Raw genomic sequence first — 17,296 nt, 5'->3', positions numbered from 1 at the left:
TTAAGAGGTTTTAGTTTTAATAGCTGGATTCTGTAATAATGGAGGCAATTAATCCGTAAGTGTCTTCCCAAGCTTTTTTGGTTTCTTGTGTAAAATCATCCGCAAGGATTAGTGCAAAGGTACTTAATAATGCAATGCCAAAAGTTTCGTAATGCGATTTTTGAACTTTGTAATTTAGATGTTTTTTACCTAAGTCTTGCAGTACGGGTATTAGACTGTCTAGGTTTGTAAGGCTGTTTACAATTGCAGAAAGCATTAGGGTGAATTTAGTTTCTTGTTGTTTTAATTGTTGGTCGTTTTCTGTAGAGAAAAGAGGTCTTGTACTAGGGTCTATTTCAAATAATTGTGCGTAAAATATAGGGCTTATTGTTTTTGTGGTTTGCAAAACCTTTTGTAGTGAAGTCTGTACCTGTAAAATGGTGTTTTTGGGTAGTAGGTTGCTGTGGTTTGGGGTAGCTTCTTTTTTTCTAAGTTTTTTAAAAAATGCCATAGGTCTAGCTCTTTTAAGTAGTGTGAAACAAAATTAGGAGTATGTAGTTTGGTTAGTTGTAGGAGTTAGGCAACAGTAAACTTGTTTTATGTTGGTAGTTCTATTGTGAAAAGGTTGTTTTAAAGGTAAAAGCCCAAACAATATGTTTGGGCTTACGCACTGAATACTAAAGACTAAGGAAGGTCTTTTTTCTTATAAAAATTTAGGAGCAATGATTAACATTAACCAAGCCCAGTTTTGTGTGTCTTTCCCCAATGCATTTCCTGCAGGATTAGGATATTTATCGTCTTCAAAAAATTGAGAGTATCCTCCAACAACTTTAAATCCTTTAAATCCTTTTGCAATCACTAAATCTACTTCTTGACCAAAATCATCGCTAGAAGATTCAGAGGTAAAATGGTGTCCTTTTAAAGATACAGCCGCTCCTGCTATTTTGGTAGAAACACCAACGTTTAGATCTACCAATCCTTGACCTACTGCATGGTTTCCTACATAAAAACGATCCATTAAACCGTTAAATTTATGATTGGTTCCAAACAAAGGGAAGAATGCTTGAGAATCGCTGTTTGCTCCAGAAATTACTTCTCCACCTGCAAGTACAGATACTTTGTCTGATACTTTATAGGTTGCATCTAAGCTAGCTAAAAACGCATTGTTGATTTCTTGATGGTTTCCTCCAAAAATTCTATCTCCATCTTGAATAAATCCATTTGCACTAAGAGATAAAGCTCCTGTTTTGTAGTCTAGGTGTAAACCAGCAGTTAATAAAGAAGAAATGGCATCAGTTCCTGTTCCATTTTCGTCTTGAAAATCATTGTATAATGCTAAGGCACTAATATTTAGCTTTCCGTATTTTTTATTAGCACGGGCAAATGCTATTTTTCTGTAAGAAAAGAATCCTGAAAGATCGTAGGTGTTGTCGCTAGAGCTGTTAGAGTTTGTTTCGGTGTTAAAACCATATCCTAAGTCTAATGAATATCCGTCTTTTTTGTATTTAAAAACTCCCACATCATGAGTTCTTGCTTGTTGTGCCCATCCGAGTCCACCAAGAATTCTTTGATCGTCATAAGACAATGGTTGACGTCCTATTTTTAAGCTTAAAGATTCGCTAAGGTTGATGTCTGCCCAAGCCTCTTGAAATCTAATTTTGTTGTTTCCGGTAGCAATAATTTGTCTTCGTTCTCCGCTAGTAATTACAGATTGAATGCTTGTAAAAACCGTATAGCTATCTGTGGTGTAAGAAGATTTAAGAGCTACCCTTGCATCAGTTAGAACATACCCTTCGGTTCCTTTTCTACCTGCGGTGTTTCCTCCTGCAGCGTTGGGTTGATACCTGTAGTTAAATCCGTCTCTCCATTCTGTTCTAGGTCTAAATTCTCCGCTTAAAGAAAAAGAAGATTTTTCTTGTGCATTTGCAATAGCTGTTGTTGCTAATACGGTGGTTAGTAAGATTTGTTTTAGTTTCATAAGAAGTGATTGTTTTAGGTTTTATTTAGATTGATAATGTGTAATTTTTAGTGTTAGTTTTTGTTTGTAAAATAGTAGGGTTAGTGTTCTAAAAAGTCAATCAAATGCTTTCGGTAGTTGTAGTAATCGTCATGTTCTAAAATAGCTTTTCGTGTTCTGGGTCTTTCAAAATCTATAGAAAGCACATCGCCAATTTTGGCTCTAGGTCCGCTTGTCATCATTACCACTCTATCGGCTAAAAAAATAGCTTCGTCTACGTCGTGTGTAATCATTACAGCGGTAATTTTTTCTTTGTTCCAAACGTCAATCAAAACATCTTGTAGTTGACCTCTGGTTAGGGAGTCTAGCATTCCAAAAGGTTCGTCTAATAATAAAACTTTAGGTTTAATAGCAAACGCTCTGGCAATTCCAACACGTTGTTGTTCTCCTTGAGAAATGTCAGAAGCTCTTTTGTTGATGGCATTGTCCATTCCTACTTTGTGAAGGTAGTATTTGCAAATGTCAAGTTTTTGTTTTTTGGTGGCGTGTGGGTATACTTTTTTTACCCCTAGCATTACGTTTTCTAGTGTGGTTAGCCAAGGCATTAGGCTAGGAGCTTGAAAAATAACTCCTCTGTCTGGGCCTGGTCCTTTAATACTGCTTCCTAGTACTGATATTTTACCACCTGAAATTTCGTTCAAACCAGCAATCATCGATAGCATGGTGGTTTTTCCACATCCGGAGTGTCCAATAATGGTAATAAATTCTTCTTTTTTTATTTGTAGGTTTAGGTTTTCTAATACTACATAATCTCCTTTGGGAGTTGGGTATACTTTTTTTAAGTCTATTAAATCTAGCATCACTTCGTTAGAAGGAAAGCGTTCCATTTCTTTGTGTCCTGTAAACATAATCGTTAGTTTTTTTATTTGCTATGCCATCTAAAATCTTTGGGTTGAATTTCTGGTAGCTCGTATTCTACGGTGCTTTGTGCTGCTTGTTGTTCACCAAGATCCATTAAATACTCCATAATTTGATTACGAGTTTTTTTGTATTCAGGGTTGTCGTTTAAGCTAGTTTTATCTCTGGGTCTTTCAATATTTACTTTAAATTCTGGTCCTAATGTTGCTTTTGGTCCAGGGTTTAAGGGAATAATTCTGTCGGCCATGTAGATTGCTTCATCAACGTCGTTGGTGATAAGTAAAGCTGTTCTTTTGCTAGTTTCCCAAATTCGCAAAATTTCGTCTTGAAGGTTTCCGCGAGTTAAGGCATCCAGAGCACCTAGAGGTTCGTCCATAATAATCATTTCTGGATTCATGCTTAAGGCTCTTGCTACCGATACGCGTTGTCTCATACCACCAGAAAGTTCTTTAGGTCTTTTGTTAGTGGCGTGTGTAAGTCCTACCATTTCGATGTGTTCTTTTACACGAACATCTTTTTCTTGTTTAGAGGCTTTTGGAAAAGCTTGTTGAATGGCTACATCAATATTTTGATATACAGTAAGCCAAGGGAGTAGTGAGTAGTTCTGGAAAATAACTCCCCTTTCGTGGCTTGTTCCTGTAACAGGTTTTTGTTTAAATAGTACTTCTCCTTCGGTGGGTTTTAGCAAACCATTTACCATGTTTACTAAAGTGGTTTTTCCGCTACCCGAGAATCCTACAATTGCTACAAATTCTCCTTCTTCTATACTAAGGTTGATGTTGTCTAAAATTTCACCTTTGTATTCTTTAGTGTGATTGTAGGTTTTGTATATGTTTTTTAGTTCAAGTATTGCCATAGGTTCTAGTTTTTACTTTGTTAAATGGTTTCTTTTTCAAAAGAGATGAGTCCTTGTATAAAAAGCATAATACGATCTAGTGCAAAACCAATCAAACCAATAACAAACATGGCTACGATAATTTTGGAGTTAGAATCATTGGCTCCATTTTGAAATTCTTCCCAAACAAAAGAACCTAAACCTGGCGATTGAGCTAATAGTTCGATTGCAATTAATACCATCCAAGCAACAGAAAGTGTAATTCTTAATCCGGTAAAAATTAGAGGTAAAGAAGCAGGTAGAACTACTTTGGTTATTTTTTGTAAAGGTTTTAGTTTTAAAACTTCTGCTACATTAATGTAATCTGTGTTTACAGAAGCAACTCCCATAGCTGTGTTTACTAAGGTTGCCCACATAGAACATAGTCCAACCGAGATAAAAGAAATGATAAAAGAACTATCACTATCTGAGTTTCTTAATAAAGTAGTAACAATCATAGTAACTAATAATAGCCATACTACGGGGGAAACGGGTTTAAAAATTTGTATAATCCAGCTAATAGAACCTCTTAGTGTTTTACTAAGCCCTACAATAATTCCGATGGGAACAGCAATGAACAACGCAAGTAGAAAACCAGCAAAAACCGTTTTTAAACTTGTTTTAATTTGGTCTACAAAAGAAGGTCTACCTGTGTAGGTAATTGCTTTTTTACCATTAGCAACACGCTTTTTGTTCATTTCAAAAGTTTTTTCTTTAAACGATGCTTTGTTAGCGCGTACAACTTTATAGTCTATTAATAAAGTGTAAAAAGCATTTTTAGTTTGAAAAGGTGAGGGCAACGTAACGGGAACTTCTTTTTTTTCTGCCGGAGTCAATCCGCTTTTAATGTCGTAAGAACCATCTTCTTTGGCAATGGCTACGGCGTAAACATTATTGTTTTCAAGTGCTTTTAAATCAGCAGGATCTTCTGAAATGATAAATTCTCCATTCAGTTTTTCTTTAGCTGATTGAATTAATTTAGCAACGCGTTCGGCTTCTTTGTCTCCTCCAACGTCTCTAGCTTTTTCTATTTTTGATGTTGAAAGACTGTTGAATAATGCATTGGCTCCAGAGTTCCATAAAAAAACAAAAATGATGATAGAGGCAATAGGAGCAATGATTTTTCTAAAAATCTCTCTAATGTTTTTTTGTGGATCTTCTTTATGAATTAGTCTGATAACGGGTTCTAAAAATCCCAAGCCAATCATTTTGGTTATTCTAATAATTGAATCTTTCATTGTATTTTGTTTTTTCCTTTTGTATCCTTAATAAGTTCAGTGCGTTGTAGTAAAAGCAACAGAGTTTTGTTAGCTCTGTTGCTTTTGAATAATGAATCTAAAAGTTAGATTAGTTTTTGTTTCCTATTTCAAAAGAGTTGATGTATCCAATAGGATCTTTACCGTCATACTTGTTTCCGTCAATGAAATCGGTCGTAGCTGGTTTGTATCCATCTGTTTCTGGGATGTCTGATGTTGGAATTTTTCCTTCTTCAGCTAATAACTTTGCAGCTTTTATCCAGATGTCAGGTCTGTAAATTTCTTTAGCTTTGGTATCGTACCAGTCAGCAGGTTTTTCTGTAGGAATTTGTCCCCATCTTCTCATTTGGGTTAAGAACCATACTGCATCAGAATAAAAAGGATATGTTGCGTTGTAGCGGTAGAAAACGTTAAAGTCTGGCATTTCACGTTTGTCTCCTTTTTCAAACTCAAAAGTTCCTGTCATAGAGTTGGCTAGTACGTTTACAGGAGCACCCACATATTCTGGTTTAGATAATATTTCTACAGCTTCTTGTCTGTTTCCTGGAGTATCTAACCATTTACCAGCTCTAATCAATGCTTTGGTAACAGCTACGGCAGTGTTAGGGTTTTCTTCTACAAACTTTTTAGTCATAACAAATACTTTTTCTGGGTTGTTTTTCCAGATATCGTAATTAGTGGTTACGGGCACTCCAATTCCTTTGGCTACTGCTTGTTGGTTCCATGGTTCTCCCACACAGTATCCGTAAATGGTCCCTGCTTCTAAAGTAGCAGGCATTTGTGGTGGTGGCGTTACAGAGAGTAACACTTCAGCATCAATTTGTCCTTGAATGTTGTCTGCTGAATACATACCAGGGTGAATTCCAGAAGCAGCTAACCAGTATCTAATTTCATAGTTGTGTGTTGATACTGGAAATACCATTCCCATTTTAAAAGGTTTACCTTCGTTTTTGTAAGCTGTAATTACAGGTTTCAAGGCATCTGCACTAATTGGATGTACGGGTTTGCCATCACTATCTTTTTTTACGTGGGGTTTCATGCCTTCCCATACTTTGTTAGATACTGTGATTCCGTTTCCGTTTAAGTCCATTGAAAATGGAGTTACCAGTTCTGCCTGACGACCAAATCCAGCGCCAGCAGCAATTGGTTGTCCTGCAAGCATGTGTGATCCGTCTAATTGTCCGTCAATAACTCTGTCTAAGATGTTTTTCCAGTTAGATTGTGCTTCTACAGAAACAAACAAACCTTCTTCTTCAAAAAAACCTTTTTCCTTAGCAATTGCCAATGGTGCCATGTCTGTTAATTTGATAAAACCAAAAGTTAATTGCGGTTTTTCAATTTCTAGACTTGTAGTTGTTGCGGGAGCAGTAGTTTCTGTTGTGGTTTTTTTCTTTTTTCCTCCGCATGAGGTGATAAAAACAGCGGAAGCAAACAGTGTGATGATGTTTAGAGATGTAATTTTCATTTTTTGCTGATTTAGTTTTTAAGTATTGATACTTAGTTTTAGCAAAGTTAAGTACGTAATTTATTTACGTAGTTGTTGTAAAAGCATGTATGATTTAGTTTTTTATCATAAAAAAAACTGCTTAAAAGCAGTTTTTTAATTCGTGTTTTGTATTTGATTTCTTTTTTAGCTGTCTAAGAAGAAGTTGTGTTCTGCAATTTCTTTCTTTAACTTGCTTAAGTCTAGTATTTTAATGAGTTTGGCCTTGGTGTATATAAGTTGTTCTTTTTTTAATGCAGACAAAATACGTATTACTTGTTCGTCGGTGGTACCTGCGTAATCGGCTAATTCTTTTCTTGACAATTCTAAGCCAATAGTGCCATCATCATGATTTCCAAACTTTCTGTATATATAAAGAATCATGTCAATAACTTTTTCTCTTACAGTCATTTGCGACATAGTTTTTACCTTGGTTTCACTTCTGTTGAGTTCGTTTGCGTAAAAGTGCATAAAGTCAAAAGTAACCTTGGGTTCGGATAGTAAAATTTCTTTTAATAAAGAGGAGGAGAAATTACATAATATAGTGTCTTCTATGGCGGTAGCACCAATTTTATAAGTTTCTCCCATACCAAATCCGCGATGGCCTATAACTTCTCCGTCTTTAGATAATCGTAATATTTGTTCTTTACCATTATATCCTGTTTTAATTACTTTTACCTTACCGCTATAAATAAAGTAAAGGCCGTTAACAGGGGCACCCTCCATAATAAACTGTCTTGATTTTTTACACTGAATTGTGTGTTTTTGATCAGTAATATTAGGGTCTAGATTGTTAATGTAGTTTAGGTTTTTTTTGATTAGACAGCTGTCATTTTCGCAACTCGCACAATTGTAACTCATTTTTTCTACGTATTTGGTTCTAAATTACGTATATACTTGTTTGTCTAAGTATAAATACGTATGTTTGCATCGTACTACAAAGTAAAACAAACTTCTTTATATATGAAAACAATTTTAGTAATAGGTAACGGAATGGTTGGATACAAGTTTTGTGAGAAGCTTGTAGCAAAGGCTGGAAATGATGCGTTTAATGTAATTGTGTTTGGTGAAGAGCCAAGGCCTGCATATGATCGTGTGCATCTAAGTGAGTATTTTGCAGATCAAGATGCAGAACGTTTAAGTATGGCTCCAAGATCTTGGTATCAAGAGTATAACATTCAGCTAATCACTAATGAACGTGTAACCGACGTTCATCGAGACTCGAAAACAATTACAACCATAACAGATAAGGAATATACGTATGATTTCTTAGTATTAGCCACAGGTTCGTCTCCTTTTGTGCCTCCTATTCCTGGGGTAGAAAAAAAAGGAGTGTTTGTTTACAGAACAATTGAAGATTTAGATGCAACAATGGCTTATGCAGAAGAAATTAAAGCTAGAAAAGCCAACGGTAAAGCTGCGATCTTAGGAGGTGGTTTGCTAGGGCTAGAGGCAGGTAAAGCTATTTTAGATATGAATTTATCTGCTTCTGTGGTAGAGTTTGCACCGAGATTAATGCCCAGACAGCTAGATAACGACGCTAGTAAAGTATTGCAAGGAAAGTTAGAAGATATTGGAATTGAAATTTTATTAAATAAGGCTACAAAACAGGTTTTGGGTGATGAGTACATCACAGGGATGGATTTTGGAAATAATGATGTTTTGGAAGTAGATATGTTGTTGGTTTCAGCAGGAATTAGACCAAGAGATGAATTGGCAAAAACGTGTGGCCTGGAGGTTGGAACTAGAGGAGGTGTTGTGGTAAACAATTTTATGAAAACTTCTGATGAATCTATTTTTGCTATTGGGGAGTGTGCTTTATTGAATCAGATGATTTATGGCTTGGTGGCTCCTGGTTATGATATGGCAGCAGTAGCTGTTGATCAAATTTTAGGAGAAGTAGAGACTGCAATGCCTAAGCATATCGATATGTCAACAAAGTTAAAGTTATCGGGAATTGATGTGGCGAGTTTTGGAGATGCTTTAAACGAGACAAAAAAATCTGAAACAATTGTTTATGAAAATAAGTTTCAAGGAATTTATAAAAAAATCAATGTGTCTAAAGATGGGAAATCTTTGTTAGGAGGAATTCTAGTAGGAGATGCTTCTGATTACAATATGTTGCATCAAATATTTCTGAACGGAATGGCAATTCCTGAAAATCCCGAAGATTTAATTCTAGGAGCTAGAGGGGGTGAGGAAGCTTCGTTTGGATCGGTGTTAGATTTGCCTGACACTGCTGTAGTTTGTTCTTGTGAGGCTGTTACCAAAGGAGGTATTTGCTGTAAGGTAGAAGAAGGTGTAACTACGGTAAAAGAGATGGCGGCTGCTAACAAAGCAACTACAGGTTGTGGGGGGTGTAAGCCTATGGTTACAGATTTAATTAATGAAACCTTAAAGTCGCAAGGAATCACTGTAAAAGAAACTGTTTGTGAGCATTTTGATTATTCTCGTCAAGAATTGTATGATTTGATCAAGCTAAAACAAATAAAAAGTTATGAAGATTTGCTAGCTACTTATGGTAAAGGTAAGTTGGGTTGTGAAGTTTGTAAACCCGTAGCGGCTTCTTTATTTGCGAGCATTTACAACGATACAGCAAACGAACACAATGTTATTCAAGATTCTAATGATAAATTCTTGGCAAATATTCAGCGTAACGGAACATATTCAGTAGTGCCCAGAGTTGCGGGGGGAGAGATTACTCCTACACAGCTTATTCAGATAGGAGAGATTGCTAAAAAATACGATTTATATACCAAAATAACAGGGGGGCAGCGTATTGATATGTTTGGAGCACAGCTGCACGAATTGCCACTGATTTGGAAAGAATTAATTGATTATGGCTTTGAAAGCGGTCATGCTTATGGAAAATCTTTACGTACCGTAAAGTCTTGTGTTGGATCTACTTGGTGTCGTTACGGAATGGATGAGTCTGTTTCTTTTGCTATTGAAATGGAAAATAGATACAAAGGAATCAGGTCTCCGCATAAATTTAAAGGAGGTGTTTCAGGATGTATTCGCGAATGTGCAGAGGCTAGGTGTAAAGATTTTGGTGTAATAGCTGTTGAAGGAGGTTGGAACTTGTATGTATGTGGAAATGGAGGGGCTAATCCGAGACATGCCGAATTACTAGCAGAAAAGATTGATAATGAAACAGTACTAAAGTACACCGACCGTTTTATTATGTATTATATAAAAACAGCTGGTCCTTTGGTGCGTACTGCGGCTTGGTTAGATAAAATTGAAGGAGGAATTGCACATGTAAAAGATGTAGTTGTAAACGATAGTTTAGGGATTTGCGAAATGTTGGAAAAAGACATGGCTAAGTTGATAGATTCCTACAAATGTGAGTGGAAACAAGCAATTGAAAACATAGATGGACAAAACAATCGCTTTACACATTTTATCAATTCTGAAGAAACAGATAACAACATAGAGTTTGTTTCGTTAAGAGATCAAAAAATGCCAAAACTGTGGGCTTAATTTTTATTAAAATTTTAAAAAAACATCAAAAATGAGTGCGATATTAGAAACCTATAAAACAGTAACAGAGGCTGAAGTAAAGACTTGGTTCAAAGCAGCCCCAGTAGCTAAATTTCCGGAAAACGGCGGAGCTTGTGTTAAAATAGATGATAAGCAAATAGCAGTGTTTAATTTTACTGCTGAAGGTAAGTGGTATGCTTCACAAAACGTTTGCCCTCATAAAATGGAAATGGTTTTGTCTAGAGGGATGATTGGGGAAGATTGTGGAACACCAAAAATTGCTTGTCCATTACATAAAAAAACATTTTCTCTTAAAACAGGAGAGGATTTAAACGGAGAAGATTATGCGATAGCTGTATATCCAGTTAAAGTAAAAGACGGCTTTGTTTATATCGGCATTAGTTAATAAAATAGTTTTTATTAATTAAGTTTGTTTTACAACCAGTAAGCCCAATGTGTAAGCATTGGGTTTTTTGATGAAAAGTATTAGTGTATAGGCAAAATAAAACCCTGTGATTAACAGGGTTTTGCGTTTTATATGGCGGTTGTAATTTTCTGCTGGAGTAATAAAAACTGTTCAGGAACCAAATTTCGTTTGGCTTCATTATAAGTAGCTACGTACAAATCGGGGTTGGTGCTCTTTACTTTTTGAATCATTTGGTAATAATGTGTGTAATTGGTGTTTTTCATATGGCTATGATTTTTAAAGTTAAGAAATACTTTGGGGTATGTTACAAATGTAAGAGCTTAATGTTTTTTTGTGGCTGTTTTTTAGCAGTTTAAGTCCTTTTTTTAATCTGTTTACTTGTGATTGCCTTGCTGTAATTTGACAGATGTTTTTGTTAAGTTTAAAGATTAGAATTCTACTATTTAAGTAGGATGTGTATCTTTGTAGTTATGTTATCCAAAAAAACAAAATACGGAATTAAGGCTTTAACGTATTTGGCAAAGCAAAATAGAGAGTGTCCTGTGCAAATATCAGAAATTTCAGCACAAGAAAATATATCGCTTAAATTTCTAGAAAGAATCTTGTTAGAGCTCAGAAAATCAGGAGTGTTAGATTCAAAAAAGGGAAAAGGAGGAGGATATTTTTTGGCCAAAACACCACAGGATATTGCTATGACAGATGTGATTAGAACTTTAGAAGGGCCAATTGCTATGGTTCCGTGTGTTTCATTAAATTTTTACGAAAAGTGTGATGATTGTGTAGATGAAAAAACGTGTGCGGTAAGCAAGTTAATGATACAAGTAAGAGACAAGACTTTAGAGGTTTTTCGTAACACTTCTTTGCAAGATTTAATTTCTTTTACTTAGTGTATTTGATGGATTTTTACGAACTTATAAATGTTGAATTTTTGTTAAGATAAAATTGTTTATGAGTTATGTGAAAATTTTTTCGGGAAGTATAGTAGATACTTTGCATCGCAAACAGCTTTTACAAGAACATGGTATAGAGCCGATACTTAAAGATAGAACTCAATCTTCTTTACTAGCTGGTTTTGGTGATCTTACGCCAGACTACAGAGAATTGTACGTACATCAAGACGAATTGATGAAGGCAAATGAACTCCTAAGGCTATAATTAGTTCCGTTTTATTGTTGATTTTTATCACGCAAATTTATAATCCTACTTTTTTGGTAGGATTTTTTTTGGTCAGTTGTAATAAAGCATTTATCTTTGCGACCTATCTTGTAATAATTTCCTACTTGTTAAGTAGGGTAATTAATCAGGGAAAAGAAAAGTAATGATAACGGAAAGAATCATAGGAAACAAATCAGAACAAAGTTTTAGCAAGTCTGCAGCAACGGAAAAACCCGTTCGTAGTGTTGTTAAAGCAGTTAGTTGGAGAATTGTAGGAACTTTAGATACCTTATTAGTTTCTTGGTTTGCTACAGGAGATTTAAACACGGCATCTTCAATTGCATCCATAGATTTTGTAACCAAAATGATATTGTACTTTTTTCACGAGCGTATTTGGAACGCTGTAAAATGGGGAAAAAAATGAGTAAATATACAGAACAAGAAATTGCAGCATTCAATGCTGAGTTAGCGGGTAAATCACCTGAAGAAATTGTAACATGGGCAATCATAAAAGCGAAAAAGCCAGTAGTTACTACTAATTTTAGACCTTACGAAGGGGCAATATTACATTTGGTAACCAAAGTAAAGTCTGATATTGATGTAATTTGGTGTGACACAGGATACAATACTCGCAATACTTACAAGCATGCCGAGGAATTGATAGCTTTACTTGGCTTAAACATCGATTTGTATGTGCCAAAGCAAACTTCTGCTCATAGAGATGCAGTGATGGGAATTCCTCAGATTGAAGATCCAATGCACAAGGTGTTTACAGAGCAAGTAAAGTTAGAGCCTTTTAGAAGAGCCATGGCTGCACATCAACCAGATGTATGGTTTACGAATTTAAGAAAAGGACAAACAGCTTTTAGAGATTCAATTGAGGTCGTTTCTCAAGATGCGAACGGAGTGTTAAAAGTAAGTCCGTTTTACGATTTTTCTGATGAGGATTTAGATCAATACTTAGAAAAAAATAACATCCCAAACGAACATAAATACTTTGATCCTACAAAAGTGTTAGGAAACAGAGAGTGTGGATTGCATAATTAATTTAGTACTAAGCACAGAGTACAAAGTATTGAGTTTTGAGAAGATAAAACAAAATATAAAATGTAGTTGATAAGTACTTTGTACTTAATACTAACTACTTTATACTAAATAAAAAAATGAACGATTTAAGAGTAAATACATTAGAGAGTGAAGCAATCTACATCATGAGAGAGGTAGCAGCACAGTTTGAGAAACCAGTTTTATTGTTCTCTGGAGGAAAAGACTCTATTACGTTGGTAAGATTGGCTCAAAAAGCATTCTGGCCTGCCAAAATTCCCTTTCCATTTTTACATGTAGATACAGGACATAACTTTCCAGAAACAATTGAATTTAGAGATCGATTGGCAGAAGAGTTAGGGATTGAATTGATAGTGCGTAACGTACAAGACAATATCGATGCAGGAAAGGTAATAGAAGAAACAGGAAAGTATGCATCTCGTAACATGTTACAAACAGAAACATTGTTAGATGCTATAGAAGAATTTGGTTTTGATGCTTGTATTGGTGGTGCTCGTAGAGATGAAGAAAAAGCAAGAGCTAAAGAACGTATTTTCTCTGTAAGAAGTGATTTTGGAGAATGGGATGAGAAAAACCAACGTCCAGAGTTGTTTGACTTGTTAAACGGAAAAATAGAATTAGGACAAAACGTACGTGTATTTCCAATTTCTAACTGGACAGAATTAGATGTATGGTCATACATAGAAAAAGAAGATATCGAAATCCCTTCGATTTACTTTGCTCACAAAAGAAATGTATTTTTACGTGACGGAATGATTTGGTCAGCACAAGATGATATCGTGTATCGCGAAGAAGATGAAGAAGTAGTAGAGATGGAGGTGCGTTTTAGAACTGTAGGAGACATGAGCTGTACAGCAGCTGTCCCTTCGGATGCAGCAACAATCACCAAAGTAGTAGATGAAATAAGAAAATCTACCATTTCTGAAAGGGGAGCTCGAATAGACGACAAACGTTCTGAAGCTGCTATGGAAAAACGTAAGCAACAAGGGTATTTTTAATAGTACAGAGTAGTTAGTACGAAGTACATAGATTAAAAAATACATAAAAGTATATGCAGTACTGAAACTAAAGACTTAGTACCCTATACTTAAACACTATTAATAAAAACACATAAAGTACGCGTAGCCACTGAATCTAAATACTCAGTACTCAGTACTTAATACTATAACAAAACATGGAAGTTTTAAAAATAGCAACTGCAGGAAGTGTTGACGACGGAAAGAGTACATTAATCGGTCGTATATTATATGATACACGTTCATTAACCGACGATAAATTAGAAGCCATAGAGCGAACCAGTAAACAAAAAGGATTTGATTACTTAGATTTCTCTTTAGCAACAGATGGTTTGGTAGCGGAAAGAGAACAAGGAATTACCATTGATGTAGCACATATTTACTTTTCAACAGCTAAAAAAAGTTACATTATTGCCGATACTCCAGGTCACGTAGAATATACTCGTAACATGGTTACAGGAGCTTCAACATCTCAAGCAGCTATTATTTTGGTAGATGCACGTAATGGTGTAATAGAACAAACATATAGACACTTTTTTATCAACAATTTGCTAAAAGTAAAAGATATCATTGTTGCCGTAAATAAAATGGACTTGGTAGATTTTGCTCAAGAAAAATTCGATGCCATCAAAACAGAAATTTCTGAATTGGCAACCAGAGCAGGATCTAAACAAAACATTACCTACATTCCTGTAAGTGCACTAAATGGAGATAATGTAGTAGATGCTTCTAGCAACACACCATGGTATAACGGTCAAACCTTGTTAGCACACTTAGAAGGTTTAGAGGCACAAGATGTTTATGAAGAATCTGTAGCACGTTTGCCAGTGCAAACAGTTATTCGTCCAAAAACAGATGAATTTCACGATTTTAGAGGTTATGCTGGTAAATTATACGGAGGTTCTTTGGCTGTAGGAGATGAAGTAACCGTGTTGCCATCAAAAACAGCATCTAAAGTAAAGGATATTTACTTTTTTGATAAAAAATACCAAGAGGCTGCAAGAGGAACTTCTATCAATGTGACTTTAGAGAATGATATTAATATTTCACGTGGAGATATCATTGTAAAGTCATCAGAATTACCAAAAGAAGCAAAGCAAATCGATACAAAGATTTGTTGGATGGATGCAAACAACTTAGTAGTTGGTAAAAAATATTTAATTCAGCAAGGAGCAAATGTAATCGCTGCAAAAGTAGCGGGTATTGACTCTGTAATTGCTACAGATTTCTCAGGAGAAACTCCAGCAACAGAATTAAAACTAAACGAAATTGGAAATGTATCGTTAAAATTGGCTAAGACTTTATTCTACGATACTTTTGAAGAAAATAAAACAACTGGGTCTTTTATTTTAATCGATCCACAAACTAACAATACATCCGGAGTAGGGTTTATTCAGTAAACGAGTTCATAAAGTTGAAGGTTGTAAAGTTTAAAAGTTAGTTTTAGAATTTATAACCCTTATAGATAAAAAGTATTATAAAGCAAAGTTCAAAAGTTAACTTGACAAACTTGTAACTTTCAAACCTTAAAACTTAAAATAAAATGCAAAGTTTTAGATCAGAAATAGAAAATCCAATTGTTCAAAAGGACATTATTGAATTGGCAGATAAAATTCAACAATTTCATGAAGGTAAAATTGATGAAGAAAAATTTAGAAGTTTACGTTTGGCTCGTGGAGTGTACGGTCAACGTCAGTTTGGAGTACAAATGATCCGTATCAAATTGCCATACGGAAAAGTAACTTCTGATCAATTATTAAGAATTTGTGATGTTTCTGAAGAATATTCTAGAGGACGTTTGCATATTACTACTCGTCAAGATATTCAAATTCACTACGTAAGTTTAGACAGAACACCAGAGTTGTGGGCAGAATTAGAAAAAAGTGATGTAACTATTCGTGAAGCTTGTGGAAACGCAGTGCGTAACGTAACAGCATCACCTGATGCAGGAATCAACCCAGAAGAACCCTTTGATGTCTCTCCGTATGCACATGCTGTTTTTCAATTCTTTTTAAGAAACCCAATTTGTCAAGAATTAGGTCGTAAATTTAAAGTTTCTTTTTCTTCTGCAGACGATGATTCAGCCTTGTCTTACATGCATGATATAGGTTTTATAGCGAAAATAAAAGTTGTAGAAGGAAAACCCGTTTTAGGGTTTAAGGTGATGTTGGCAGGAGGATTGGGTTCTCAACCTCGCTTAGCAGATGTAGCTCATGAGTTTTTAGAAGCAGACAAAATTATTCCTTATATGGAATCGATTTTACGTATTTTTGATCGTTATGGAGAACGATCTAAAAGAGCCAAAGCAAGATTAAAATTCTTAGTAAAAGATTTAGGTCTAGAAGCTTTTAATGAATTGGTAGCAAATGAGCAAAAAGCTTTGGCATATCAAACATTTCCTATCAGTACAGAAGGGTTTGATAACGAACCAGATTTGTCAGCAATCGTAGCACCAGAAGTAACTATAGAGGATACAGAAGCTTATGAAGCATGGAAAACTAACAATGTGTTTGCTCAAAAACAAGAAGGCTTATATGCTATTGGTATTAAAATAAATATTGGTGATTTCTACTTGCCAGAAGCAAGAGCTTTGGCAGCTTTGATTAGAGATTATGCAGCAGATGAGTTGAGGTTTACACTACGTCAAAACATATTAGTACGTCATGTACGCGAAGACTTGTTACCATTCTTTTATACACAACTAAAAGCATTAGGATTTACTGATTTAGGATATGAGTCTGTGGTAGATATTACAGCTTGTCCTGGAACAGATACTTGTAACTTAGGAATTGCTTCATCTACAGGAGCAGCCCAAGAAATGGGTAGAGTGTTAAGAGAGGAATACCCTGAGTTTGCCAACGATTCTGACTTAGTGATTAAAATTTCTGGTTGTATGAATGCTTGTGGACAGCATAACCTATGTAACATTGGTTTCCAAGGAATGTCTGTAAAAGCAGGTCAATACGTAGCTCCAGCATTGCAAGTATTGTTAGGAGGTGGAACTTTAGGAAATGGTGAAGCTAGAATTGCTGATAAAGTAATTAAAGTACCATCTAAGAGAGGGCCAGAAGCATTAAGATTGATTTTAAATGATTATATAGAAAACTCTGGAGGTGTAGATTTTATCGAGTACTACGAATCCAAAGGAGGACAAAAATATTTTTATGATTTCTTAAAACCTTTGTCTAGTACTGACGATTTAGTAGAGTCAGATTTTATTGACTGGGGTAACGAAGAAAAGTACGAAAAAGCAGTAGGAGTTGGAGAGTGTGCTGGTGTTGTGATTGATTTGGTAGCGACTTTGTTGTACGATTCTAAAGAGAAGTTAGATAGTGCAAAAGTAGCTTTGTCTGAAGGAAAATTAAACGATGCAATTTATTTTGCATACAGTTCTATGGTGCATACGGCAAAAGCATTGTTAACATCAGAAGGAACTAAGACCAATACACACAACAAAATTATTACTGATTTCAATGATATTTTTGTCAAGGCAGGAAAAATTGAATTAGGAACTGATTTTGAGGATTTTGTATATCAAATCAATAAAAACGAACAATCAGAAGAATTTGCAAACGCATACATTGCAGATGCTGACAAGTTTTATAATTTGGTAGATGCATATAGAGCTGCTGAGTTGGCTTAAGCGTAGTTACGTATAAGAATTTAAGTAGTTGAGAAGTTAT

The 17,296-nt window shown here is 35.2% G+C and carries 17 protein-coding genes; 9 read left to right on the top strand and 8 right to left on the bottom strand.

Translation table 11 applies throughout. The features are described 5' to 3' along the window. Nucleotides 1-16 precede the first annotated feature (16 nt). The 7 genes from FS85_RS0110310 to FS85_RS0110280 form a co-directional block, all read right to left on the bottom strand. The gene (locus FS85_RS0110310) at nt 17-490 is read right to left on the bottom strand and encodes a globin domain-containing protein (RefSeq protein ID WP_010136182.1); all 474 of its coding nucleotides are present in this window, start codon (nt 488-490) and stop codon (nt 17-19) included. A gap of 192 nt (nt 491-682) precedes the next feature. Beyond that, nucleotides 683-1,957 (bottom strand): alginate export family protein, encoded by a 1,275-nt coding sequence (locus FS85_RS0110305; RefSeq protein WP_010136180.1) that lies wholly within the window; start codon nt 1,955-1,957, stop codon nt 683-685. An 80-nt stretch (nt 1,958-2,037) separates the two neighbouring features. Next, nucleotides 2,038-2,844 (bottom strand): ABC transporter ATP-binding protein, encoded by an 807-nt coding sequence (locus tag FS85_RS0110300; RefSeq protein ID WP_010136179.1) that lies wholly within the window; start codon nt 2,842-2,844, stop codon nt 2,038-2,040. Between the two features lie 14 nt (nt 2,845-2,858). Further along, complete coding sequence (locus tag FS85_RS0110295; RefSeq protein WP_010136178.1) at nt 2,859-3,710, bottom strand: ABC transporter ATP-binding protein; 852 nt, start codon at nt 3,708-3,710, stop codon at nt 2,859-2,861. A 20-nt stretch (nt 3,711-3,730) separates the two neighbouring features. Beyond that, nucleotides 3,731-4,966 carry an ABC transporter permease gene (locus FS85_RS0110290; RefSeq protein ID WP_010136177.1) on the bottom strand — a complete coding sequence of 412 codons (1,236 nt, stop codon included), beginning with the start codon at nt 4,964-4,966 and terminating at the stop codon, nt 3,731-3,733. Nucleotides 4,967-5,075: 109 nt separating this feature from the next. Beyond that, on the bottom strand, nt 5,076-6,449 hold the full coding sequence (locus FS85_RS0110285; protein ID WP_010136176.1) for a CmpA/NrtA family ABC transporter substrate-binding protein: 1,374 nt from the start codon (nt 6,447-6,449) through the stop codon (nt 5,076-5,078). Nucleotides 6,450-6,614: 165 nt separating this feature from the next. Continuing rightward, nucleotides 6,615-7,328 carry a Crp/Fnr family transcriptional regulator gene (locus tag FS85_RS0110280; protein WP_029489402.1) on the bottom strand — a complete coding sequence of 238 codons (714 nt, stop codon included), beginning with the start codon at nt 7,326-7,328 and terminating at the stop codon, nt 6,615-6,617. Nucleotides 7,329-7,430: 102 nt separating this feature from the next. On the opposite strand from FS85_RS0110280, the gene nirB reads away from it, so the two are divergent. Together nirB and nirD are read left to right on the top strand one after the other, a co-directional pair. Next, on the top strand, nt 7,431-9,950 hold the full coding sequence (nirB, locus tag FS85_RS0110275) for a nitrite reductase large subunit NirB (protein ID WP_029489401.1): 2,520 nt from the start codon (nt 7,431-7,433) through the stop codon (nt 9,948-9,950). Between the two features lie 31 nt (nt 9,951-9,981). Then, nucleotides 9,982-10,356, top strand: a complete 375-nt coding sequence (nirD, locus tag FS85_RS0110270; protein ID WP_010136173.1) for a nitrite reductase small subunit NirD — start codon at nt 9,982-9,984, stop codon at nt 10,354-10,356. Between the two features lie 128 nt (nt 10,357-10,484). Here the strand turns inward: nirD and FS85_RS16735 are convergent, their stop codons facing one another. Further along, a complete protein-coding gene (locus FS85_RS16735; protein WP_160162395.1) occupies nt 10,485-10,640 on the bottom strand; it encodes a hypothetical protein in 156 nt (51 codons plus the stop codon). A 207-nt stretch (nt 10,641-10,847) separates the two neighbouring features. Here FS85_RS16735 and FS85_RS0110260 point away from each other — a divergent pair, with 207 nt between their 5' ends. From FS85_RS0110260 to FS85_RS0110230, 7 genes are all read left to right on the top strand, one after another. Then, nucleotides 10,848-11,264, top strand: a complete 417-nt coding sequence (locus tag FS85_RS0110260) for an RrF2 family transcriptional regulator (RefSeq protein WP_010136172.1) — start codon at nt 10,848-10,850, stop codon at nt 11,262-11,264. A gap of 61 nt (nt 11,265-11,325) precedes the next feature. Beyond that, entirely contained in the window at nt 11,326-11,532 is a 207-nt protein-coding gene (locus FS85_RS0110255) for a putative signal transducing protein (RefSeq protein WP_010136171.1), read from the top strand. A 163-nt stretch (nt 11,533-11,695) separates the two neighbouring features. Then, entirely contained in the window at nt 11,696-11,956 is a 261-nt protein-coding gene (locus FS85_RS0110250; protein ID WP_010136170.1) for a DUF2061 domain-containing protein, read from the top strand. Continuing rightward, nucleotides 11,953-12,579, top strand: coding sequence for a phosphoadenosine phosphosulfate reductase domain-containing protein (locus FS85_RS0110245; RefSeq protein ID WP_010136169.1), 627 nt, complete (start codon nt 11,953-11,955; stop codon nt 12,577-12,579). Before FS85_RS0110250 ends, FS85_RS0110245 begins: the two co-directional genes overlap by 4 nt. Nucleotides 12,580-12,695: 116 nt before the next feature. Then, entirely contained in the window at nt 12,696-13,595 is a 900-nt protein-coding gene (cysD, locus tag FS85_RS0110240; protein WP_010136168.1) for a sulfate adenylyltransferase subunit CysD, read from the top strand. Between the two features lie 176 nt (nt 13,596-13,771). Then, a complete protein-coding gene (locus FS85_RS0110235) occupies nt 13,772-15,013 on the top strand; it encodes a sulfate adenylyltransferase subunit 1 (protein WP_010136167.1) in 1,242 nt (413 codons plus the stop codon). 143 nt (nt 15,014-15,156) lie between these two features. Further along, nucleotides 15,157-17,256, top strand: coding sequence for a HEPN domain-containing protein (locus FS85_RS0110230; RefSeq protein ID WP_010136166.1), 2,100 nt, complete (start codon nt 15,157-15,159; stop codon nt 17,254-17,256). Nucleotides 17,257-17,296: the final 40 nt, after the last annotated feature.

Source organism: Ochrovirga pacifica (assembly GCF_000220525.1).
GTDB classification, from domain to species: domain Bacteria; phylum Bacteroidota; class Bacteroidia; order Flavobacteriales; family Flavobacteriaceae; genus Ochrovirga; species Ochrovirga pacifica.
Note: the sequence above shows the minus strand (reverse complement) of the source record. Positions and strands in the feature narration are given on the sequence as shown.